The 21632-nt window shown below is 62.9% G+C and carries 19 protein-coding genes; 6 read left to right on the top strand and 13 right to left on the bottom strand.

Going from position 1 to position 21632, the window contains the following annotated elements; genetic code table 11:
* Positions 1 to 49: 49 nt before the first annotated feature.
* The 4 genes from AACV02_RS20770 to AACV02_RS20755 all read right to left on the bottom strand — a co-directional run bounded on the left by AACV02_RS20770 (position 50) and on the right by AACV02_RS20755 (position 4654).
* Positions 50 to 871, bottom strand: coding sequence for a TIM barrel protein (locus tag AACV02_RS20770; protein ID WP_119741669.1), 822 nt, complete (start codon positions 869 to 871; stop codon positions 50 to 52).
* Positions 872 to 893: 22 nt separating this feature from the next.
* Positions 894 to 1682 (bottom strand): 5-deoxy-glucuronate isomerase, encoded by a 789-nt coding sequence (gene iolB / locus AACV02_RS20765; protein WP_119741667.1) that lies wholly within the window; start codon positions 1680 to 1682, stop codon positions 894 to 896.
* A 3-nt stretch (positions 1683 to 1685) separates the two neighbouring features.
* Positions 1686 to 2573, bottom strand: a complete 888-nt coding sequence (iolE, locus tag AACV02_RS20760; protein WP_106580292.1) for a myo-inosose-2 dehydratase — start codon at positions 2571 to 2573, stop codon at positions 1686 to 1688.
* A 143-nt stretch (positions 2574 to 2716) separates the two neighbouring features.
* The gene (locus AACV02_RS20755) at positions 2717 to 4654 is read right to left on the bottom strand and encodes a bifunctional 5-dehydro-2-deoxygluconokinase/5-dehydro-2-deoxyphosphogluconate aldolase (protein WP_119741665.1); all 1938 of its coding nucleotides are present in this window, start codon (positions 4652 to 4654) and stop codon (positions 2717 to 2719) included.
* On the opposite strand from AACV02_RS20755, the gene AACV02_RS20750 reads away from it, so the two are divergent.
* Together AACV02_RS20750 and AACV02_RS20745 are read left to right on the top strand one after the other, a co-directional pair.
* Positions 4653 to 4856, top strand: coding sequence for a hypothetical protein (locus AACV02_RS20750; protein WP_146151475.1), 204 nt, complete (start codon positions 4653 to 4655; stop codon positions 4854 to 4856). The two genes, AACV02_RS20755 and AACV02_RS20750, sit on opposite strands and share 2 nt — an antisense overlap.
* Positions 4857 to 4939: 83 nt before the next feature.
* A complete protein-coding gene (locus AACV02_RS20745) occupies positions 4940 to 5848 on the top strand; it encodes a MurR/RpiR family transcriptional regulator (RefSeq protein ID WP_106580294.1) in 909 nt (302 codons plus the stop codon).
* A gap of 148 nt (positions 5849 to 5996) precedes the next feature.
* Here AACV02_RS20745 and AACV02_RS20740 read toward each other — a convergent pair whose 3' ends face one another.
* The 5 genes from AACV02_RS20740 to pdxR form a co-directional block, all read right to left on the bottom strand.
* Positions 5997 to 9107 carry an efflux RND transporter permease subunit gene (locus AACV02_RS20740; protein ID WP_119741663.1) on the bottom strand — a complete coding sequence of 1037 codons (3111 nt, stop codon included), beginning with the start codon at positions 9105 to 9107 and terminating at the stop codon, positions 5997 to 5999.
* On the bottom strand, positions 9104 to 10330 hold the full coding sequence (locus AACV02_RS20735) for an efflux RND transporter periplasmic adaptor subunit (RefSeq protein ID WP_119741661.1): 1227 nt from the start codon (positions 10328 to 10330) through the stop codon (positions 9104 to 9106). The genes AACV02_RS20740 and AACV02_RS20735 overlap by 4 nt, the downstream gene beginning before the upstream one ends.
* A complete protein-coding gene (locus AACV02_RS20730; protein ID WP_119741658.1) occupies positions 10323 to 11561 on the bottom strand; it encodes a TolC family protein in 1239 nt (412 codons plus the stop codon). Before AACV02_RS20730 ends, AACV02_RS20735 begins: the two co-directional genes overlap by 8 nt.
* A 96-nt stretch (positions 11562 to 11657) precedes the next feature.
* Positions 11658 to 11996, bottom strand: a complete 339-nt coding sequence (locus AACV02_RS20725; protein WP_119741656.1) for a hypothetical protein — start codon at positions 11994 to 11996, stop codon at positions 11658 to 11660.
* Between the two features lie 26 nt (positions 11997 to 12022).
* Positions 12023 to 13444, bottom strand: a complete 1422-nt coding sequence (gene pdxR / locus AACV02_RS20720) for a MocR-like pyridoxine biosynthesis transcription factor PdxR (protein WP_119741654.1) — start codon at positions 13442 to 13444, stop codon at positions 12023 to 12025.
* Between the two features lie 92 nt (positions 13445 to 13536).
* On the opposite strand from pdxR, the gene AACV02_RS20715 reads away from it, so the two are divergent.
* On the top strand, positions 13537 to 14748 hold the full coding sequence (locus tag AACV02_RS20715) for a multidrug effflux MFS transporter (protein WP_119741652.1): 1212 nt from the start codon (positions 13537 to 13539) through the stop codon (positions 14746 to 14748).
* 102 nt (positions 14749 to 14850) lie between these two features.
* On the opposite strand, the gene AACV02_RS20710 is transcribed toward AACV02_RS20715, so the two are convergent.
* A complete protein-coding gene (locus AACV02_RS20710; RefSeq protein WP_106580301.1) occupies positions 14851 to 15756 on the bottom strand; it encodes a hypothetical protein in 906 nt (301 codons plus the stop codon).
* A 323-nt stretch (positions 15757 to 16079) separates the two neighbouring features.
* Here AACV02_RS20710 and AACV02_RS20705 point away from each other — a divergent pair, with 323 nt between their 5' ends.
* Both AACV02_RS20705 and AACV02_RS20700 read left to right on the top strand, forming a co-directional pair.
* Positions 16080 to 16763 (top strand): response regulator transcription factor, encoded by a 684-nt coding sequence (locus AACV02_RS20705; protein ID WP_010564812.1) that lies wholly within the window; start codon positions 16080 to 16082, stop codon positions 16761 to 16763.
* Positions 16741 to 18135, top strand: a complete 1395-nt coding sequence (locus AACV02_RS20700) for a sensor histidine kinase (protein ID WP_106580302.1) — start codon at positions 16741 to 16743, stop codon at positions 18133 to 18135. Before AACV02_RS20705 ends, AACV02_RS20700 begins: the two co-directional genes overlap by 23 nt.
* A 133-nt stretch (positions 18136 to 18268) precedes the next feature.
* On the opposite strand, the gene AACV02_RS20695 is transcribed toward AACV02_RS20700, so the two are convergent.
* From AACV02_RS20695 to AACV02_RS20685, 3 genes are read right to left on the bottom strand one after another with little or no spacing between them, the layout of a single operon-like run.
* Positions 18269 to 18685 carry an SRPBCC family protein gene (locus tag AACV02_RS20695; protein WP_119741650.1) on the bottom strand — a complete coding sequence of 139 codons (417 nt, stop codon included), beginning with the start codon at positions 18683 to 18685 and terminating at the stop codon, positions 18269 to 18271.
* 29 nt (positions 18686 to 18714) lie between these two features.
* A complete protein-coding gene (locus AACV02_RS20690; RefSeq protein WP_119741648.1) occupies positions 18715 to 19512 on the bottom strand; it encodes an SDR family NAD(P)-dependent oxidoreductase in 798 nt (265 codons plus the stop codon).
* A 15-nt stretch (positions 19513 to 19527) separates the two neighbouring features.
* The gene (locus AACV02_RS20685; RefSeq protein ID WP_119741646.1) at positions 19528 to 20532 is read right to left on the bottom strand and encodes an aldo/keto reductase; all 1005 of its coding nucleotides are present in this window, start codon (positions 20530 to 20532) and stop codon (positions 19528 to 19530) included.
* 113 nt (positions 20533 to 20645) lie between these two features.
* Between AACV02_RS20685 and AACV02_RS20680 the strand changes: the two genes are divergently transcribed.
* On the top strand, positions 20646 to 21539 hold the full coding sequence (locus tag AACV02_RS20680; protein WP_106580306.1) for a LysR substrate-binding domain-containing protein: 894 nt from the start codon (positions 20646 to 20648) through the stop codon (positions 21537 to 21539).
* The last annotated feature ends 93 nt before the right edge of the window (positions 21540 to 21632 follow it).

Below are 21632 nucleotides of genomic sequence, written 5' to 3'. Positions count from 1 at the left end.
CTGATCCACCGCATTCGCGAGCAAGCCCGCTCCCACAGTTTGGCCCGTGTCAGGTTCGAGGGTTTTGCAGGTGGGCGATGCTTGCCCCGATTGCCTGCTGAATATCCGCCAACGCATGCACGCTTTCCGCAAACGGCTCAAACGACAGGTAACCGCCGTAGCCGGTGCTGAGCAAGGTGTCGATCTGCGCGGCATTGCCGAGAATATCGCCCTCGCCCACCAGCACGCGGTGGCCGTCGCGGATGGCATTGAGCGGTGCGTCGCGATCCTCGACACCGGAGATATGCACCAGGCCGGTCAGCTGCGGGAAGAATTCCTGTTCGCCAGCCAAGTGATGGTGAAAGGTGTCATGCACCAGCCGGAACACATCCAGGCCGCCAATCGCCTGGATCGCATCCACGGCCACACGCTTGCGGCGCAGCGCGCATTCTTCAAAACCCAGTGGCTCGATGAAACCGAGAATCCCGTACTCGCGCAGGATCGGCGCCAACTCGCTCAACGCCGTGCGCAAACCGGCCGCGCGCTGGGCTTCATTGCGGGTATCGCCGCGCTCGTTCAGCGGGCACATCACCAGGCCTTGCGCACCGCATTCACGCGCATAGGTGGCGAGTTTGAGCGCCTGGGCACGGCGCTCGTCATTCCACACGTCAAACGGGTACAGCGCGTTGATCGACAGCACCGTGATGCCTTGCACCGCGCACAGCTCACGCACGCGGCTGGCCGGGGTGCCGTATTCGATTTCATGACCTTTGAGGTCGTTGCGAATCTCGATGGCATCGCACTTGAGGGCCGCCGCCAACTGGATGAAATCCGGCAGGGAAAGGTCGGGCGCGACCATGCGGTTAAGGGCAAAACGTAGCGGCGACTTCATTGTTGTTCTCCGTTCAAACCAGTCAGAGGTCCAGCAGCCAGCTGTGCTGCGGGTCGTTATGGAAATGCCAGGCGCGCTTGGGGCCGGCCATCACGTTCAAGTAATACGACTCGTAGCCATACGGCACACTGACCGGGTGATACCCCTTGGGCACCACCACCAGGTCGCTGTTTTCCACGGCCATGGCCTGGTCGATGCTGCGATCGTCGGTGTACACGCGCTGGAACACGAAGCCCTGGGGCGGGTTGATCTGGTGGTAGTAGGTCTCTTCGAGAAAACTTTGGTGCGGCAGGTCATCGGTGTCGTGCTTGTGCGGCGGGTAGCTGGACGAGTGCCCGGACGGCGTGCGCACTTCCACCACCAGCAGCGAATGGGCCGGCTCGCTGTCGGGCAGGATGTCGCACACATACCGGGTGTTGGCGCCCTTGCCGCGCACGCTGCGCTTGCACTGTTCAGGACGAATCAGGCGCGGTTCAAAACCTGTGGCACCGGGTGCAGCGCACACGGCAATTTGCACATCGCTCAACGCGGTCACCTGCGCATCGGTGCCGGGCGGCAGGTAGGCGGCGAAGGGTGATTTGTCTTCAAAGACCGAGTGGCGATCACCGAGGTTCTGCCAGTTGAAACCTTCGCCCTCGATATTCACCCGGCCGCTGAGCAGAACCAGGCATAGCTCTTTATCGCCGGCGGTGACCGGCAGGGTTTCACCCAGGCTCAGGCGGTAGGCGGCAAAGCCCACGTACTCCAGGCGCCCTTCTTCCAGGGCAACCATGGTTTGCCCGCGTTTGCTGCTTTTGACCAACAAGCTCATCACTTAAGTCCTCTCGCTGAGAAGCGTGCGCAACGTGTCGTAGCCCTTTTTCGCGTAGATATAGCTGGGCGCCACGGCCGGGTCCTGCTCGGCTTCCACCACCAGCCAGCCCTCGTACTTGGCCGCCAACAGCACGTCGAGCAACTCGGCAAAGTCGATATCGCCGTCGCCGGGCACGGTGAAGGTGCCGTTGACGATGCAGTCGGGAAAGCTCCACATCTGGTTGCGCGCCAGTTGCACCACCGGTTTGCGCACGTCCTTGAAATGCACGTGGCAGACGCGCTCGATGTGTTTGCGCAGCACCTCGACGGGCTCGCCGCCGCCCATGTAGCAGTGGCCCGAATCGAACAGCAGGCCGACTTCCGGGCCGGTGCGGCGCATCAACTGGTCAATGTCTTCGGGGGATTCGACGTAGGCGCCCATGTGGTGGTGGTAGGCCAGCCGCACGCCTTGGGACAGGGTGAAACGCGCCAGCTCGGTGAGTTTGTCAGCGTAGGCCTGCCAGGCGTGTTCGCTGTGAAAACGCGGACGTTCGATCAGGCGCACCCTGGCGCCCTGAATCGAATCGGCGACTTCGCCGTAGACCAGCACCTTGGCGCCGTTGAGTTTGAGCAGCTCGACGTGGCCGGCGATGGCCTCGATTTCTTCCGCCACCGAACGCCGTGCCAGGCGGCTGGAATACCAGCCGGAGACCAGCGCCAGGTCATAGGGGCGCAGTACGTCGCCGACGCCTTGGGCGTCCTTGGGGAATTTGCCGTTGAGTTCAAAACCTTCGTAGCCGATCTCCTTGCCTTCGCTCAGCGCGGTGCTCAAGGGCGTTTCACCGCCCAGGGCCGGCAGGTCGTCGTTGCTCCAGGAGATCGGGTTGATGCCAATTCGGATTGCGGGCATGGCTGCACCTTTTATTGTTTTCAAAGTTGCATGAGATCTGCTTTATGTGGGAGCTGGCTTGCCTGCGATGACATCAGCCCGGTGTAGCTGATAGACCGAGTTGTCTGCATCGCAGGCAAGCCAGCTCCCACATTTGACCGTGTTTAACTTCTGGCGCTGCGCCAGGCATTGATGAGCTGTTCGAAGGTGTGTTGCACCTGTTGGATCAGCGTTTCATCATCAATCTCCCCCGCCATCCACGCGCGGCTGGGTTCCTGGAAGATCGTGCGGCCCACCGCGAACCCACGGCAGGTGCTGCTTTGGCTTGCTTGCTGGAAGCCGTCGGCGAGGCATTCGGCCGAAGCGTTCAGGCCCAGCAGCACCACGCCACGGCAGTACGGGTCGCGCTCCTGGATCAGTTCGTCGAGTTTTTTCCAGTCTTCGGCCGACTGCGCCTCGATCTTCCACCACGCCGGGTAGATGCCCAGGTTGTACAGGCGCTTGAGGCTGCGATAGAGCACATCGGGATAGGTGGACGGGTGATCCTTGGGCGGGATGACTTCCAGCAGCAGCTCATGGCCGCTGACCAGCGAAGCCTCGTACACCGCCTTGAGCTGCGCTTCCTGTTCCAGGCGCAGCATCGGCTCATCGTCGGGGTGATATTGCACCAGGCACTTGATGATTTGCTCCTGGGGCCAGGCAATCAGGTTGCTGCCCACCGAGCGCCCGTGTTCAAACGCCAGCGGCCGCGAGTTCTGCACTTCCACCGGGCGCGCGATCCACCAGCCGCGACCGCTGGCGGCGTTGAGTGCGTCCTGGCCGAAACGCTGGTCGGCCAACAGGCCCACGTCGGCGTCGACGCCCTGCTCGCGCAGTTTGGCTTCGACGCGTTCGATGGCCTGGATAAACAGCTGCTTGATGTCGCTGATGCGGGTTGGGGCCTGGCCGCCTTTTTGCGCCAGGTCCACCAGTTGCCAGCGATGGTCGAAGGCAAACACGAACAGCTGCTTCCAGGCTTTGCGCGGCACCGTGACGCGGTGCAGACGCTGCAAGGTGACGTCTTGATCTGGCCGGGTGATGGGCACCGGGCTGTTGAACAGGTAATCCAGCTCGGCAGGCGTGGGCATGGCCGGCGCGCAGGCGTGGCGGGACACCACCAGGCCGCCACAGGCGTTGGCCAACTGGCTGCAACGCTCGTCGCTGGCATCGTTGATCCAGCCGCTGAGAAAGCCCGACATGAACGCATCACCGGCGCCCAGCACATTGAGCACCTCAACGCGCACGCCGGGGTAGATGGCGCCGTCTTCCAGCTGCGCGGGGATCGCGCCGTGGATCACCGTGCAGCCCTGCGGGCCGAGCTTGACCACCAGGGTGGCCGGGGTCAATTCACGCACGGTGCGCAGCGCGGTGAGCAAATCTTCACTGCCGCCAGCGATCAGAAACTCTTCTTCGGTGCCGACGATCAGGTCAAAGCGCGGCAAAATTTTCTGTACGTGCTGGCTGACGTTCTGGTCGGCGACAAACCGGGTCTCGCCGTCGGCCTTGCCCGCCAGGCCCCACAGCACCGGACGGTAGTCGATATCGAGCACGCGCTTGACGTTGTGTTTGGCCGCGTAGTCCAGGGCCTGGAGGCTGGCCTTGTACACGCCATCGGTGGAGAAATGCGTGCCGGTGATCAACAAGGCTTTGCTGGAGGCAATAAAGGCCTCGCTGATGTCTTCGGCGCGCAGGGCCATGTCGGCGCAGTTTTCGCGGTAGAACACCAGCGGGAAGGTTTCGCGGTCCTTGAGGCCCAGCAGCACCAGCGCGGTCAGGCGTTCCGGGTCGACCTTGATACCGCTGACATCGCAGCCTTCGCGGGCCAGGGATTCCACCAGGAAGCGGCCCATGTGATCGTCGCCGACCCGGCTCAACATCGCCGACTTGAGCCCCAGCCGCGCGGTGCCAAAGGCGATATTGGCGGAGGACCCGCCGAGGTACTTGGCGAAGCTGGACACGTCCTCAAGTCGCGCACCCACTTGCTGTGCGTAAAGGTCGACGCCCAGGCGTCCGAGGCAAATCAGATCCAATTGACGCCCACTGGCAAAACGAGTCTGGCCCATGCTGGCTCCTGTTATTTTTATCAGCCTGCGTGGTGCCGCCGTGGTGGCGGCACACGCTCTTGGTGAAAGCAGACTAGAACGTCCGGCGGCCGCAATCAATATTTATTCCATAATTATTTTTAGTGGAATATTTTTTCCAATAAGCCAGCATAATGGCCTGCCAGCCCTCCTGCATCGTTTCAGCAGGCCACGGCTGCCGTGATGCCGGGGTATTTTTTTGCGCCTACCCTGTAGACTTGCGCCCACCCATCAGCGCATCAGACGAACACGCCAGAAGGATTGCCCATGTCCCGCACCGATCCCGAGACCACCCTGGAAGAGACTATTGCCAGCCCTCCGATCAATGCCGAGCGCCTGTTGCAGCTGATCACCGACGAATACGAAAGCCTGCCACGCCAGCTCAAACGCATCGCCAGCTACATGAGCCAGCAAAGCGACCGGATCATGGTCGACCGCATCAGCGACATCGCCCGCGAGTGCGAAGTGCACCCCTCGGCCATCGTGCGGTTCTCCCAGCGGTTCGGTTTCAGTGGTTTCAGTGAGATGCAGGCGCTGTTTCGCGAGGCCTACACCCACAAGACCACGCCGGTGCAGAACTACCAGCAACGCATCCGCAGCATGATCGCCAACAAGTCGCAGAAGGCCAGCGGCGGCGACCTGGCGCGCGAATGCGTGAACGCCACCCTCTCCGGCATCGAACGCCTGGGGCTGGAACTCGATGATGTGGCCTTCGAGAAAGCCGTGGACCTGGTGGTCAATGCCGACAATATCTACGTGGTCGGCGTGCGCCGCTCCTTCGCGGTGGCCGATTACCTGGTCTACAACCTGCAGCACACCAACAAGCGCATTCACTTGATTTCCGGTTTGGGCGGCAGTTACCGCGAGCAGATGCGCAGCGTGCGTGCCAATGACCTGGTGATCGCCATCAGCTTTACGCCCTATGGCAAAGAGACTCAGCACTGCCTGCGTATTGCCCAGCATCATCAGGCCAAGACCTTGATCATCACCGACAGCAACCTGTCGCCCCTGGCCAAGCGGGCGAATGCGGTGCTGTTGGTGAATGAGGGGTCGTCGTTTGCGTTTCGCTCGCTGAGCGCCACCTTGTGCCTGTGCCAGGCATTGTTTATTGCGGTGGCGTATCGGTTGGAGTTGAAGGTCGATGAGATTCATGAACAGGTGGGGTTCGACGACTGATCTTCTGGCACGGCAGGTTCCCTGTGGACGCCGGCTTGTGTGGGAGCGGGCTTGCCGCGAATACGGTGTGTCAGTATCAGATAGGTTGACTGACACACCGCTTTCGCGAGCAGCCCGCCCCCACATAAAGCCAGTTCCTGTCGTTTGGTTAGTGTTTGGCTTTGCAACGGCGCATCAGGTGGTAGGCCGCAGGGATGACGAACAGGGAGAGCAACGGCGCGGTGAGCATGCCCCCGATCATTGGCGCGGCGATGCGGCTCATGACTTCGCTGCCAGTGCCGTCGCCCAATAGAATCGGGAGCAAGCCGGCAATGATGACCGCCACGGTCATGGCTTTGGGGCGCACTCGCAGTACCGCGCCTTCGGTGATGGCTGCCAGCAGGTCACCGTCCTTGCGCTCGGCCCAGGCGTTTTTCAAGTAGAGCAGCATGATCACGCCGAACTCCGCCGACACGCCCGCCAACGCGATAAAGCCCACGCCCGTGGCCACCGACAGGTTGAAGCCCAGCCCGTACAGCAACCATACGCCGCCGGTGAGTGCGAACGGCAACGTCCCGAGAATCAACAGCGCCTCATCCGTACGACGGAAGGTCAGGTAGAGCAGCACAAAAATGATCAGCACAGTCGCCGGCACGACCAGTTTCAGACGTTGATTGGCGCGTTCAAGAAATTCGAACTGCCCCGAATAACTGAGGCTCATGCCCGGCTGCAACTGCACTTGCCCGTTGATCGCCTCACGCAGATCCTTCACCACCGACGCCAGGTCACGATCGCGCACGTCGATGTAGACCCAGCCGGAAGGCCGCGCGTTTTCACTTTTGAGCATTGGCGGCCCGTCACTGATCTTGAGCCTGGCCACCGTGCCAAGCGTGATCTGACTGCCTTGCGGCGTGTAGATCGGCAGGGTTTCCAAGGCCGTTACCGAGTCGCGCCATTCCCGCGGATACCGCAGGCTGATGGGGAAACGCGCCAGGCCTTCCACGGTCTCGCCAATGGTTTCGCCGCCAATCGCCCCTGACACGATCGACTGCACATCGGCAATGTTCAGCCCGTACTGCGCGGCGGCGCCACGGTCGATGTCCACGTCGATGTAGCGCCCGCCGGTCAGCCTTTCAGCCAGCGCCGAACTCACCCCCGGCACGCCTTTGGCGACCTTCTCGACAGCCTGGGTCACGGCATCGATCTGCATCAGGCTGGAACCTGCCACCTTCACGCCAATCGGGCTTTTTACCCCGGTGGCAAGCATGTCGATGCGGTTGCGAATCGGCGCAATCCAGATATTGGTCAAGCCTGGCACCTGCACCACGCGGTCCAGCTCTTTCACCAACTGTTGCGGGGTCATGCCGGCGCGCCATTGGTCCCGGGGCTTGAACTCGACAGTGGTCTCGAACATCTCCAGCGGCGCCGGGTCGGTGGCGGTTTCGGCGCGGCCGGCCTTGCCGAACACATGGGCGACTTCCGGCACGCTTTTGATCAGGCGATCGGTGCGTTGCAGCAGTTCGCCCGCCGTCTGCGTCGACAGCCCCGGCAGCGCCGAAGGCATGTAGAGCAAGTCCCCCTCATCCAGCGGCGGCAAAAACTCGCCGCCCAGCTTCGACAGCGGCCACACCACGCTGGCGACCATCAGCAGCGCCACCAGCAAGGTCGCGCGCGGCCAGCGCAGCACCGCTTCGAGGGCCGGTTGATAGAGCTTGATCAACCCGCGATTGAGCGGGTTGCGCTGCTCGTCGGGGATGCGCCCGCGAATCCAGTAGCCCATCAATACCGGGATCAACGTCACCGATAACCCGGCCGCCGCCGCCATGGCGTAGGTCTTGGTGTAGGCCAGCGGGCCGAACAGCCGCCCTTCCTGGGCTTGCAAGGTAAACACCGGAATAAACGACAGGGTGATGATCAGCAGGCAGAAAAACAGCGCCGGCCCGACTTCTACCGCCGCCTGCGTCATCACCGTCCAATGCTCCTCACCTTTGAGATCGCGTCCGGGATTGGCGTGGTGCCAGGCTTCGATTTTCTTGTGGGCGTTTTCGATCATCACCACGGCCGCATCCACCATCGCGCCGATGGCTATCGCGATACCGCCCAGGGACATGATGTTGGCGTTGATCCCTTGGAAGCGCATGACGATAAACGCGATCAACACGCCCACCGGCAACGAGATGATCGCTACCAGCGACGAGCGCAGGTGCCACAGGAATATCCCGCACACCAGCGCCACCACCAGGAATTCCTCGAGCAGTTTGTGGCTGAGGTTATCCACGGCGCGGTCGATCAGTGTGCTGCGGTCGTAGGTGGTGACGATCTCTACGCCAGGCGGCAGGCTGCTTTTCAACTGCTCCAGCTTGGTTTTCACCGCAGCAATGGCCTCACGCGCATTTTTACCGCTGCGCAGGATCACCACGCCGCCGACCGCCTCGCCTTCGCCGTCGAGTTCACTGATACCCCGACGCAGGTCCGGGCCGAGTTGAATCGTGGCCACATCGCCGAGGGTCACCGGCACATTGTTGCGGTCGAGACGCAGTGGAATGGCGCGAAAATCATTGAGCGTTTTCAGGTAACCGGACGCGCGCACCATGTATTCGGATTCACCCAGGTTCAGCACCGAGCCACCGGTTTCCTGATTGGCCTTGCCGACAGCGTCCGCCACTTGGGCCTGGGTGATGCCGCGACTGGCCATGGCCAGCGGGTCAAGCTGCACCTGGTATTGCTTGACCTGGCCGCCAATGGTCGCCACCTCCGCCACATTCGGCAGGGTCTTGAGCTCGAACTTGAGGAACCAATCCTGCAAGGCGCGCAATTGCGCCAAGTCGTGCTGGCCGGTACGGTCAACCAGCGCGTATTGGTAGATCCAGCCAACGCCGGTGGCGTCCGGCCCCAGCGACGGCTTGGCCGACGCCGGCAGCCGTGCCTGCAATTGGCTGAGGTATTCCAACACCCGCGACCGCGCCCAATACAGGTCGGTGCCTTCGTCGAACAGCACGTACACGTAGCTGTCGCCAAAGAAAGAAAAGCCACGCACGGTCCTGGCGCCCGGCACCGAGAGCATGGTGGTGGTCATCGGGTAAGTGACCTGGTTTTCCACGATCTGCGGCGCCTGGCCCGGGTACGGCGTGCGGATGATCACCTGCACATCCGAAAGGTCCGGCAACGCGTCGACCGGCGTGTTCTGCAGCGCCCACACGCCCCATGCGGTGATGAACAGCGTGGCGAGCAACACCAGAAAGCGGTTGGCCACCGACCAGCGAATCAAAAGCGCGATCATGGCCGGGCTCCCGGTTGCATGCTCATTTCAGACGTGTCGGACGCTGGCGCTATTAACCCGCGTAAACTGGCTTCAGAGTCCAGCAGAAATTGCCCGGACGCGACCACCTGCTGACCTTCCTGCAAGCCACTGCGGATTACGGTCTGGTCCTGGTTCTCGGCCCCCACCTCGACTTCCAGCGGTCGATAATGCCCGCCCTCCTCGGCCAGCATCACCAGCACACGCTTGCCGGTGCGAATCAGGGCTTCGCTGGGCACCTGCAACACCGCTTGCCCGCTGGTTTGCGCCAGGCGCACCTGGGCGGTCATGCCAGGGCGCAAGCTGCCGTCGGGGTTGGGCAGTTCGACGCGAACCTGCACGGTGCGACTGTCCAGGGCGTTGGCCGGCAAGATCGCACTGAGGGTGCCGTTGATGGCCTCGCCCGGCAAACCGGCAAAGTGCGCCACCACGCGTTGCCCCACGGCTAACGCCGCGCCTTGCGCCTGCGGCACGGCGACCTGCAACCACACCTGCTCCAGGCCATTGACCCGCGCCAGGGTTTGCCCGGCTACCACGGTCATGCCGTCGCGCACCTCCAGGGTCTGCAGCGCGCCGCTCAAGGGCGTGGTGACGGTCATCACTGATTGCACCCGGCCACTGCGCTCCATCTGCGAGATCAGCCCGGCAGGCATGCCACTCAGGCGCAGACGCTGGCGGGCGGCCGCCAACAGGCCACTGTCAGCGCTGCGACGCAGCGCGAGGAACTCTTCCTGGGCGGCGGCCCACTCGGGCACCAGGATGTCTGCCAACGGCGCGCCGGCCTTGAGCACATCACCCGGCGCCCGCGCGTAAACCCGCTCGACGAAACCACCGGCCCGGGCCTGCACCACCGCCACATCACGCTCGTTGAAGGCCAGGATGCCCGACACATCCAGCGAGGACGTCATCACGCCACGGGTGACTGTGGCAATGCGCACGCCGATGGTCTGAGCCTGGCGCGGATCGATCTGCAGCGTTGGGGTATCCGCTGCGGCACCCTCGGCGTAGCGCGGCACCAATTGCATGTCCATGAAAGGCGACTTGCCGGGCTTGTCGAACTTCTGCTGCGGGTACATCGGGTCGTACCAGTACAACGCGTGCTTGTCGTCGCTGACAGGCGCCAAGGTTGCGGAGTGCAACTGCGCCAATCCGTAGCCCGCACCCAGGCCGAGCAACAACACCGCCGCTGCGATTCGATTATTCATGCGTGGGCTCCCCGTAGGCGAAGTACAGCTGCGCGCCGACCAGGGCACGCTGCTCGATGGCATCGATCTGTTTGAAACGGGCTTGAACCAGTTCCCGGCGGGCGCTGACCACGCTGATCAAATCGCCTTTGCCCGCGCGATAACCGACCAGGCTCAGGGCGACCTTCTCTTCGGCCAGCGGCACGAGGCTGTCCTGACTGCGTTGCACGGCGCGGTCCAGGCGCCGGTAAACCGCCAGGTCGTCATCCAGCCTCTGGGTATGTTCACGGGTGGCAGCTTCGCGTTCGGCATCCAGTTGTTCGAGTTCGGCCAGCCTGGCGGCAATGCCCGGGTTCTGGCGGCGACCGGGGAAGATCGGCAGATCAACGCTCAATTGCAGGCTGACCATGTCGCCGTATTCACGGCCGCGGTGCTGGTAGTCCACCTCCCAACTCCAATCCGACGTTTTCTGCGCCTTGGCTTCCTGCAAGCGCGCTTGGGCTTCGCGCGTGCGCGGCACGAAGGCTTGCAACTCGGGATGCTGATGCAGGTTGTGGCTGTAGCCGCGGTTGTCGATGTGCCAGTTGGGCAATTGCCCGCTGGGTGCTTCGTTGGCGGCTGCGCCGATCCAGCGCTTGAGGGCGGCGCGGGCCTGGGCGCGTTGTTGGGTCAATTCGTCTTCGCGCTCGGCCAGCTCGGCGGCTTCCTGTCGGGGGATCACCGTATCGGCGGCCTGCCCGCGCCCTCCGGCCAATTGCGCCCGCACACTGTCTTGCAGCAGGCGATTGTTTTCGTAGAAGTCCGCGAACAAGGCCTGCTTGCGCTCCACCGCGTAGGCGCGAATCCACGCCTGCGCAGTGGCCTGGCGCACGTTGAGGCGCTCGATTTGCCCTTCGGCCGCCGTGCGCTGCACCGTGGCATCCGCCAGCTCAACTCGGGCCTTGCGCTTGTCGCGGCTGGGCACCTGTTGCTGGAGGCCGACCATCTGATCGGTCATGTCGTCGCCATACAAGGTGCCGCGATTGGGCCCGCCGACGGGAAAATTCTGCAGGCCTACCAGCAGTTTCGGGTCGGGCAGTTCACCGGCCGGGATGGCGGCTTGCGTTGCCGCTTGCAGCCTGGCCGATTCGGCGCTCAGGGACGGCGCGTTGTTCTGCGCCAGGCGCAGGGCGTCATCCAGGGTCAGCGCAGAGGCCAGCGCCGGCCATGTCAGCGCGCCCACCACCAGGGCGCGCCTGTAAAGGGAATTCATCGTCAAGATTCCTGATCTGTTGCACTGCGTGCCGCTTTACGCGGCCCACAGCAAGGCCATCCCGAATCCGGGATGAAGCTTGAGGTTCAACAGAAATCAGTAACGGGGTGGGCGCCAGACGCCGGACGGCGTGCGGTCGGGGATGAAATCAGAAGAGAGGCTGGCCGTCAGCGGATGGGCCAGGGTCAGCGGTGCCTTGAGCACCGGCATCGACAGTTGCAGCAGGCCGCCGGTCTTGCATTCCTGCCCCGGTTTGCAGGCTTTGCCAGGGTTGGCAGCGTCCTGGCAGCAGTCCGGGGCCATGTCCGACATCATCTGCATGTCGGACATTTTCATCGGGCACGGCTCGGTGCTCGACGGCACACCCGCCATCCCGGTCAGGGGAAGCGTGAGGCTTAATAGCATGACCAGGATTAAACGCAGAAGACGGCTCATGGGGCGCGAGTCTAGCCAAGCGCGGGTTAAGCCGCTATTAACAATTGCGTGAGCATTCGGCCGTGATAGCGAATCTGCGCCAGGGTCAGCGCGGTGTAGCCGATGATCACCGCCGGCGGCAAGCTCGCCGCGACGCAGAACTTGCCCAGTGGCTGCAAGGTCAGCCCGGCGGCGGCGGCGCGGGTGCAAAATTCGGCTTCCTCGACGCCGCTTGGCAGCCACAGCACAAAGTGCAGACCGGCTTGCTGGCCGCTCACCGGGTATTCGTCCGGCAGGCAGCCGAGCAGCGCATCGCGACGCGCCTGATAAGCCTGGCGCGAAGCCCGCAGGTGCCGCACAAACGCGCCGCTGGCGAGAAACTCCACCAGCCCCAACTGATCCGTCGCGCCCACCGAATGCCCGGTGAGTTGCAGGGTGCGCAGCAACGCGGGGCGCAACGCCTTGGGCACCACCATGAAACCCACGCGCAGGCCCGGGAACAGGTTCTTGTTGAAACTGCCGCAGTAGATCACCCGGTCGCCGGAATCCAGGGCTTTGAGCGCCGCCAGTGGCGCGCTGTTGTAGTTGTATTCACTGTCGTAGTCGTCTTCGATCACCCAGGCGTCGGCGCGGACGGCCCAATCCAGCAGCGCCAGGCGGCGTGACACCGACAGGGTCATGCCCAGCGGCGCCTGATGCGCCGGTGTCACATAGGCCAGGCGCGCCGTGTCGGGGAGCTGCGCGGTATCAAGGCCTTCGGCTGTCACCGGGACCGGCACGACCTGCGCACCGGCCAGGCTGAACAGGCGGCGTGCCGGTGTATAACCGGGATCTTCCACGCACGCGGTGTCACCGGGTTTGAGCAGCGTGCGCGCGATCAGGTCCAGGCCATGGCGAATACCGGTGGTGACAATGATTTCGTCCGCCTCGCAGTGCATGCCGCGATAACTGCGCACGTAGTCGGCGATCTGTTCACGCAACGCGGGCAAGCCGCCCGGGTGGGCGGCCTCCAATACCCCTGGCCCCGCAGACAGCAAGCCTCGGGAGATGCACCGCGCCCAGGTTTTGAGGTCGAACAGGCTGGCGTCCGGGCGTCGCGCGACAAAAGGGACGTGGCTTTGCACGCCCGCGTCGGGCTGATCCGGTATGGCCGCGCGGCGTGGACCTGCGCTGGGCGCCGGCGCCGCAATGAATTGCTCGGGGATCACCGCGCTGACGCGCGTGCCCGAACCCGCCACGCGCTGCACGTAACCTTCACTGTGCAAGCGCTCGAACGCCGCTTCAAGCGTGCCGCGCGACACCAGCCAGCGTTCGGCCAGGCTGCGGGTCGACGGCAAGCGGCTGCCGGCGGGCAATTGCCGATTCAGGATGGCGGCGCGCAATGCGTCGTAGGCGCCCTGCTGCTTGCCGGCGTCCAGGCTATCGGGACGCGGCAGGTCCAGGTGGGCGGCGGCTTTTCCCCGGCTCATAGTGGTCCATTGGTTATAGGAACAAGTGGCCCTGAGGATTAAACCACATCCCCGCTAGAGTTCGAACTCGACTCCCTGCGAAGAAGCTTCCCATGACGCAACGCACCCTCTCCTCCGGGTTCTGGCTGGCGCTACTGACCGTACTCATCGGCCTGCCACGGATCACCCTGGACATGCACCTGCCAGCCCTGCCCGCCATGGCCGACGACTTCCATGCCAGCGACAGCCAGTTGCAGCTGACCGTCACGCTGTACGCCCTGGGCTCGGCCATTTCCTTGCTGGTCAGCGGCCCGTTGACCGACCGCTTCGGGCGCCGCCCGGTGCTGCTGAGCGGGTTGTGTGTGTACGCGGTCGCCACCGTGGCCTGCGCGCTGGCCGACAGCATTGGTGTGCTGATCGTCGCCCGCCTGTTCCAGGCCCTCGGCGGCTGCTGCACCACGGTCATCGGCCGGGTGATCGTGCGCGATTACTTCGCCCGCGATGAACAGGCACGCCTGCTTGGCCTGATCTCCATGGCCATGGCGATTTCGCCGATGGCCGCACCGGTGCTGGGCAGCCTGATGCTGCCGTTCATCCATTGGCGCGGCCTGTTCATCGTATTGGCCGTGATCGGCGTGGCGCTGTGCCTGGTGGTGTTTCGCCGGCTGCCGGAAACCCGTCCACCGGAAGTCGCCGCCGCGCCGCCGAGCAACCTGCTGCGCCTCTACGGCCAGCTGCTGCGCGACCGTTATTTTCTGCGGTACTCCCTGGCGATCGGCTGCGTGTACAGCACGTATTTCCCATTTATCAGCGAGTCGTCGGCTCTGCTGCAACGCGGCTTTCACCTGTCTGCCACGGCCTACGCGCTGGTGTTTGCCGCGACGATCAGTGGCTACATGCTCGGCGCCAACCTGTTCCGCCGACTCGTGCTGCGCGTTGAAGCCGATCAGTTGATCAGTGCCGCCATCGGCTTGAATGTACTGGGTTGCGTGATGCTCGCAGGGGCCACGGTCGCCCTGCCGCAGACCTGGCTGGCGATTGTGCTGCCGATGGTGGTGATCATGGTGTCGGTGGGGATGGTGATTCCGGCCTGCCAGCTGTCGGTGCTGCAGCCTTACGGCGCGATTGCCGGGACGGCGTCGGGGTTGTTCTTCTTTATCCAGATGTTCCTGACGGCCGTGAGCAGTTGGGCCACCGGGTGGCTCTCGGACGGCACCTCGCAACCCCTGGTGATCATGACGTCAGTGGCGAGCGCATTGCTGATTGCAGGTTGGTGGGCCTTGCAACAAAAAGCCGCGCCTGTGGGTCAGGCGCGGCTTGGGTGAAGCGCGATCAGGATCAGTGCATGAAGATCGCGATCAGAATGATGACCGGGATAGGCACACCGAGGAACCAAAGCAGTAATGAGCGCATGTTGTTCTCCTTGATTAACGAACGTAGTTTTCAGTTTCGACGTACACCACGGCGTCACGACGACGACCGCCGAAGGTGGCAGCAAAACTGGCAAAGAAGGCACCGATCAACAGCGCAATGAAGGTCCACAGCGAGGTGTAGGCAGCCACTTTGGCGGCAGTGTCGGCAGCTTGCTTGGCTTTGACCTTGGCGTCTTCGATGGCTTTGCGGGCATCGCCGTACACCTTGTCGATACGCGCTTCGGCGTCAGCCTGGCTGAGGTTGGTGCGCTGGCTGATCAGCTGAGCGAGGTAGGTACGGTCTTCAGGGGCCAGTTGGCCATCGTTGCTCAGGGTGCGAGTGAAGATGCGCGCTACAACGCCATGCACGGCGTCATCGCTGACGGCGGCTGGGCGATCATCGCGAAACAGGCTGTCGACGTAGTAGTCAAAGTCGCCGCTGTTGGCGCCTTTGGCTGCACTGCCGGCTGCCTGAGTCAGGCCACTGGCGGCGCTCGAGGCGACACCGGCGCCGGCTTTAACGCCGCCGCTGACCACACTGCTCACCGAGCCGACGACCAGTACCGCGGTCACCAGCGTAGCGACTGCCCAAGCGAGGAAACCATGGGCGGTGTCGCGAAAGTACACCTCGTCACCGTGCATGTTGGCCCACTTCACACGCAAGCGGCCGGCAATGTAGCCGCCCAGGCCCGAAGCGACGATCTGGGTGAACGCCAGCCAGACAATTGTGGAAATGCCAAGCCCCTTGGCGCTGATACCGCTGTCGGCCCACGGCGACACCGCCGAAAAGCCCAGGCCGAAGCCCAGCAGCACCAGGATCAGCGACAGTGCGGCCGCCGCAGCGGCCCCGGCGAAAATCGCCCCCCAGGAAACCCCAGAGTGCGAGCTCGATTCTTGCAGCGTTGATGACGATGTGATCATTGTTGTTTTGCTCCCGGCAGGAAAAATAGTGTTACAACTCTCAAAAGGGACAGTGCAGGCACCATGCCAGGCGGGCGAAAAAATAAATCCGTTATATTTCAACAAGATACAAAAATTGAACTAACTTAAACCATGCAAGTTGCAAGAAATGATCGAAAACAGCGTGCTTTATGCAATCCCCCAACGCCCATGGCCCGTGTGGGCGCTGGCCGGCATGAAAGTTGTGTCAGTTTTGCCAAGATGAAGTTTAATTTAGGAAGCGTTCAGGCATTTCTTGGCAAAATGCCCCCACTTCTAGTGTGAATCGCTCACCAGGTAATCCTATGACCCGTATTTTGACCATCGAGGATGACGCCGTTACAGCCCGCGAGATCGTCGCCGAGCTGAGTAGCCATGGACTGGATGTAGATTGGGTGGACAACGGCCGTGAAGGCCTGGTCCGCGCTGTGAGTGGTGATTACGATCTGATCACCCTCGACCGTATGCTGCCGGAACTCGATGGCCTGGCCATCGTCACGACCCTGCGTACCATTGGGGTGTCGACGCCGATCCTGATGATCAGCGCCCTCTCCGATGTCGACGAGCGGGTACGCGGCCTGCGGGCCGGCGGCGATGACTACCTGACCAAGCCGTTTGCGTCCGACGAAATGGCCGCCCGCGTCGAAGTGCTGCTGCGGCGCAAAAGCACGGTCAAGGAGTTCGAAACCGCCCTGCGCGTGGCCGACCTCGAACTGAACCTGATCAGCCGCGAAGCCAGCCGCGCCGATCAGCCGTTGAGCCTGCTGCCCACCGAATACAAACTGCTCGAATTCCTGATGCGCAATACCGGGCAGATCCTCTCGCGAATGATGATCTTCGAAGAAGTCTGGGGTTATCACTTCGACCCGGGCACCAACCTGATCGACGTGCACATCGGTCGCCTGCGCAAAAAAATCGACCCGCCGGGCCTCACGCCGCTGATCCGCACGGTACGAGGTTCCGGTTATGTCATTGCTGAACCCCTCTAAAGGCTGGCGCTCCTCCAGCAGCCGCTTGCTGGCGCTTTACAGTTCGTTGTTCGTGGCCTGGAGCTGCATCCTCATGGGGGTGCTGTATTACGAGGTCTCGGGTTACCTGGGTGACCTGTCGCGTCACTCGCTGATGCAGCGCCAGCACCTGTTTCAACGCTTCGACGGTGAAGAACTGGTGGAAGCCCTCACCACCAGCATGACCTTCGACATGAAAGGCGTGGACGCCTATGGCCTGTTCGATGAGCAATTTCGCCCTTTGAGCGGGCCGATCCGCGCAGTGCCACCGGACCTGCCGCTGGACGGCAAGATCCACGCCCTGGCCAACTGTGTCGACTCCGACGACCCTAAATTGCCCAAGGACAGCTGCGATGCAGTGGCCACCCACACCGAAGACGGCCGCTGGCTGGTACTCGTGCGCGCCAACGGTTCACTGTTTGGCGTGACCCGGATCATCTGGCATGCGCTGCTGTGGGCACTCTCCCTGACGATTATCCCCGGTGCTGCCGGTTGGCATTTGTTACGCCGTCGCCCGCTGCGGCGCATCCGCGGCATACAGGCCAGCGCCGAGGCCATCGTCGCCGGTGACCTGACACACCGCCTGCCGTTGTCTGACCGACGCGACGAACTGGACATGCTCGCCGCCATCGTCAACGCCATGCTCGATCGCATCGAGAAGCTGATGAACGAGGTCAAGGGCGTGTGCGACAACATCGCCCACGACCTGCGCACGCCGCTGACGCGCTTGCGCGCGCAGCTTTACCGCATCAAACAAGAGGCAGAGGAAAACTCCGTCTACGCAGTGAAACTGGACGATGCGATTGCCGAAACCGATACGCTGATGGCGCGCTTTCGCGGGCTGTTGCGCATCTCGGAGCTGGAAGACCACCAGCGCCGTTCGGGTTTCCTGGTGATGGACCCGCTGCCGCTGTTGCGCGAACTGCATGACTTTTACCTGCCCCTGGCGGAAGAAGGCGAATTGCAGCTGCGCCTCGAAGTGCCCGACTCGCTGCCGTGGATCACCGGCGACCGCGCACTGTTGTTCGAAGCCTTGGCCAATCTGTTGAGCAACTCGATCAAGTTCTCGCCACCCAACGGTGAGGTGATCCTGCGTGGCGTCAATGATGCCGGCAGCACGCGTATCGAAGTGCACGACTCCGGCCCGGGCATTCCGGCGGCGGAGCGCGACGCAGTGTTCCAGCGCTTCTACCGCGTGGATGAAAGCGACCAGCAAGGCGGGTTCGGGTTGGGCTTGTCGATTGTGGCGGCGATCATCAACCTGCATGGGTTCAAGTTGGAAGTCGGCAACAGCCAATGCGGGGGTGCATGCCTGCTGCTGGAGTGTCGGCAGCAATTGATGCCTGAAGCCTGAAGAAAACCCCGGTCAAAAAATGTGGGAGCGGGCTTGCTCGCGAATGCAGTGTGTCAGTCAACAGATTCATCGACTGACCCACCGCTTTCGCGAGCAAGCCCGCTCCCACATTGGGCCTGTGGGGCCTGGCAGATCAAGCCGGGAAGTTGGCGCGCAGCGCCTCAAGCCCACCGCTGTACACGCCGGTGAACAACTCCTCCACCGCCGCGTCCGTGGTCCCCGCCGCCGGGGTGAACACGCCGGACCACGTCACTTTCGCCGACGCATCGGTCAACGCCTCAACCTGCAACGTCGCCAGGTAAGCACTCACCGGAAACGGCGACTGCTCGATCGTGTAGCTGTAAGTGCGTGCCACGTTATCAAAGCTCTGCAAGCGCTCGACCACCACACCGCCGTCCGCGGTTTGCAAGTGACGCACACGCCCGCCGTCGCTCGCCTCGCTTTTGACGATAAACGGCAGCCAATCGGGCAGCGTGTTAAAGCCGCCAATCAATTGCCAGACCTGATCGGCCGAAACCGGAACCTCAATCACAGAAGAAGCTGTCGCCACAATAAATACTCCAAAAAAATGACAGGAATTCAGATCGCCATGCTGTCGACAACACCACCGTCGACGCGCAATGCGGCGCCCGTGGTTGCAGAAGACAAGGGTGAAGCAATGTACGCCACCAGGTTGGCCACTTCATCCACATTTGCCGCGCGCTGGATGATCGACGTGGGCCGCGCATTGCGCACAAACACGTCCGCCTCTTCCCGCGCACTGCGCCCGGACTTGGCGGTTGCGTCTTTGAGCATCTGCTCCAGGCCGTCGGTAAAGGTCGGCCCCGGCAGCACCGCATTGACCGTCACACCGGTGCCGGCCAGACGCTTCGCCAAACCATGGGAGACCGCCAGGTTGGCACTTTTGGTCACGCCGTAGTTGATCATGTCCGCCGGCGTTGCCACCCCGGACTCCGAAGACAGGAAGATCACCCGCCCCCAGCCCTGCTCAACCATGCCCGGCACATAATGGCGCGCCAGGCGCACGCCGGAGATCACATTGACCTCGTAGAAGCGCGTCCACTCGCTGTCCGGTGCGTCGAAGAAATCCACATCGTTGAAGATGCCCAGGTTGTTGACCAGGATGTCGGCGCGCGGTTCGGCAGCGAACAGTTTTTCGGCACCTTCAGCTGTGCCGAGGTCCGCGACCAGCCCGCGCAGGTCAGCGTTCGGCACCGCCTGGCGAATGCTCGCCAGGGCGTCGTCGACCTTGCCCGACTCACGCCCGATCACCACCACGGTGGCGCCGGATTGCGCCAGCGCCTGGCTGATGCCCAGGCCGATCCCGGCAGTGCTGCCGCTGACGATGGCTACTTTGCCGCTCACATCAATTTTCATGGTTGAATCCTCGGGTTAAAGCGGCAGAGGTGCGCGGGCCGAAATCAACTGTGCGTCGCGCAAGGCCTGCCAGAAGGCTGCCGGAATCTTCTCTGACAACGCCGCGACGTCTTCGGCAATCCGCCCCGGACGACTGGCACCTGGAATCACTGCGGCCACCGCCGGGTGGGCCAGGGAGAATTGCAGCGCTGCAGCCTTCACGCTCACGCCAAACGCCTGGGCAATCGCTTTGATCTGCTCGACCTTGCTGATAATCGCCGGGCTGGCCTTCTGGTATTCGAAGTGCGCACCGCCGGCCAGAATCCCCGAGCTGTAAGGGCCGCCAACGACGATTTCGACGTTCTGCGCCAGTGCGGCATCCATCAGGCGTTGCAGGGCACGCTCGTGGTCCAGCAGGGTGTAGCGGCCGGCCAACAGGAAACCGTCGGGCTGCGCTTCGCTCAGGTCCAGGGTCAGCTCGCACGGCTCGACGCGGTTCACGCCCAGGCCCCAGGCTTTGATCACGCCTTCTTCACGCAAGCGGGTCAGCACTTTGAAGGCGCCGGTGCGGGCCTGGTTGAAGTAGTCCAGCCACTGGTCGCCGTAGAAATCCTGGGCAATGTCGTGAATCCACACGATGTCCAGACGGTCGGTCTGCAGGCGCTTCAGGCTGTCTTCGATAGAGCGCAGGGTGGCGTCGGCGCTGTAGTCGTTGAGCATCTTGTTCGGGCGGCCATGTTCGAACACACCGCTTTTTTCGCCGAGGTCGCGGGCGCTTTCTTCGACTTCGTCGAGAATCACGCGGCCGACTTTGGTGCTGAGCACGAAGTCATCGCGGTTGTACTGCGACAGGGCCTGGCCCAGGCGGATTTCCGACAGCCCCGAGCCGTAGAACGGCGCGGTGTCGAAATAACGCACGCCGCTGTTCCAGGCGGCCTCGACGGTGGCCTGGGCTTCGTCTTCGGGAACGGCGCGGAACATGTTGCCCAGCGGTGCGGTGCCAAAGCCCAGTTGGCCGGGCAGTTTGTCTTTCAAGCTCATGGTGGATCCTCAATCGGGTTCAGGGTCGCTGTGACCGTTGAGCAGATCCTAGATTGCATAGATCGGACCGTCCAAGACATACTGCGACCAACTTGAGTCCTGCGAGGTCTTACATGATTGATCTGCGCCAATTGCGCTACTTCGAAGTCGTTGCCGAAGAAGAACACGTCGGCCGCGCCGCCGAACGGTTGCATATCTCCCAGTCGCCCTTGAGCCGGCAGATCGCCCAGCTCGAAGAGCGTTTGGGCCTGACCCTGTTCGAACGCAGCCAGCAGCGCATCCGCCTGACGCGCGACGGCCAGACGTTTCTGGCCGAAACCAAGGCGCTGCTGACCCACGCCAATCGCCTGGAATCCCTGGGCAAACGCCTGGGCCGCGGTGAAGAAGGCGGTTTGTGCATCGGCTATATCGAAAACGCCATGCACGCCGGTGTGCTGCCCAACGCCTTGCGCGTGTTGAGAGACGACCGCCCCACCGTGCATATCAAGCTGTACAACTTGCCGTCGCTCGAACAGCTCGAAGGCCTGCGCCAGCGCAGCCTGGATATCGCCCTGGTCAGCGAGCCACCGGCCGCCGATGACCCGGACCTGACCGCGTTGCAAGTGCTGGACGACCCCATGCTGCTGGCCCTGCCTGAGCATCATCCGCTGGCCAAACACAACGAACTGCTGCCCGAACATCTGGCCGATCAGGAATGGATTGGCGTGCAACGCAAAGCCGGCGCTAACCCTGCCGATGATTTCGTCGCGGCCTGCATTCGGGCCGGTTTTACCCCGCAAATCCCGATGGAAGCCAGCGAGCCGTTCACCGCATTGGGCCTGGTGGCCTCGGGCTTGGGCGTGGCCATGGTGCAAAAAGGCTTGAGCCGCAATGCCCCGCCCGGCGTGGTGTTGCGCGAGCTGCCGTGGATGACTTACACCACACCGTTGTGGGCGGCATGGCATCGGGTCAACCTGCGCCCGCTGGTGGAAACCTTCCGCAAAGTGCTCACCGAACCCGAAGGCTGACAATGCCTTAAAGGTGGGAGCGGGCTTGCTCGCGAACGCGGTGGGTCAGCCAGCACATGCATCGCCTGACACCCTGTTTTCGCGAGCAAGCCC

Source organism: Pseudomonas sp. Larv2_ips, from assembly GCF_963879675.1.
In the GTDB taxonomy this organism is placed as follows: domain Bacteria; phylum Pseudomonadota; class Gammaproteobacteria; order Pseudomonadales; family Pseudomonadaceae; genus Aquipseudomonas.
The sequence above is the reverse complement of the archived record's forward strand: the minus strand, read 5'-3'. Positions and strand labels throughout refer to the sequence as shown.

Excerpts from the sequence above, each read along its gene's own strand:
- AACV02_RS20770 (WP_119741669.1), bottom strand. The coding sequence starts at position 871 with ATGAAGTCGCCGCTACGTTTTGCCCTTAACCGCATGGTCGCGCCCGAC.
- iolB (WP_119741667.1), bottom strand. The coding sequence starts at position 1,682 with ATGAGCTTGTTGGTCAAAAGCAGCAAACGCGGGCAAACCATGGTTGCC.
- iolE (WP_106580292.1), bottom strand. The coding sequence starts at position 2,573 with ATGCCCGCAATCCGAATTGGCATCAACCCGATCTCCTGGAGCAACGAC.
- AACV02_RS20750 (WP_146151475.1), top strand. The coding sequence starts at position 4,653 with ATGCTGGCTCCTGTTATTTTTATCAGCCTGCGTGGTGCCGCCGTGGTG.
- AACV02_RS20755 (WP_119741665.1), bottom strand. The coding sequence starts at position 4,654 with ATGGGCCAGACTCGTTTTGCCAGTGGGCGTCAATTGGATCTGATTTGC.
- AACV02_RS20745 (WP_106580294.1), top strand. The coding sequence starts at position 4,940 with ATGTCCCGCACCGATCCCGAGACCACCCTGGAAGAGACTATTGCCAGC.
- AACV02_RS20740 (WP_119741663.1), bottom strand. The coding sequence starts at position 9,107 with ATGATCGCGCTTTTGATTCGCTGGTCGGTGGCCAACCGCTTTCTGGTG.
- AACV02_RS20735 (WP_119741661.1), bottom strand. The coding sequence starts at position 10,330 with ATGAATAATCGAATCGCAGCGGCGGTGTTGTTGCTCGGCCTGGGTGCG.
- AACV02_RS20730 (WP_119741658.1), bottom strand. The coding sequence starts at position 11,561 with ATGAATTCCCTTTACAGGCGCGCCCTGGTGGTGGGCGCGCTGACATGG.
- AACV02_RS20725 (WP_119741656.1), bottom strand. The coding sequence starts at position 11,996 with ATGAGCCGTCTTCTGCGTTTAATCCTGGTCATGCTATTAAGCCTCACG.
- pdxR (WP_119741654.1), bottom strand. The coding sequence starts at position 13,444 with ATGAGCCGGGGAAAAGCCGCCGCCCACCTGGACCTGCCGCGTCCCGAT.
- AACV02_RS20715 (WP_119741652.1), top strand. The coding sequence starts at position 13,537 with ATGACGCAACGCACCCTCTCCTCCGGGTTCTGGCTGGCGCTACTGACC.
- AACV02_RS20710 (WP_106580301.1), bottom strand. The coding sequence starts at position 15,756 with ATGATCACATCGTCATCAACGCTGCAAGAATCGAGCTCGCACTCTGGG.
- AACV02_RS20705 (WP_010564812.1), top strand. The coding sequence starts at position 16,080 with ATGACCCGTATTTTGACCATCGAGGATGACGCCGTTACAGCCCGCGAG.
- AACV02_RS20700 (WP_106580302.1), top strand. The coding sequence starts at position 16,741 with ATGTCATTGCTGAACCCCTCTAAAGGCTGGCGCTCCTCCAGCAGCCGC.
- AACV02_RS20690 (WP_119741648.1), bottom strand. The coding sequence starts at position 19,512 with ATGAAAATTGATGTGAGCGGCAAAGTAGCCATCGTCAGCGGCAGCACT.
- AACV02_RS20685 (WP_119741646.1), bottom strand. The coding sequence starts at position 20,532 with ATGAGCTTGAAAGACAAACTGCCCGGCCAACTGGGCTTTGGCACCGCA.
- AACV02_RS20680 (WP_106580306.1), top strand. The coding sequence starts at position 20,646 with ATGATTGATCTGCGCCAATTGCGCTACTTCGAAGTCGTTGCCGAAGAA.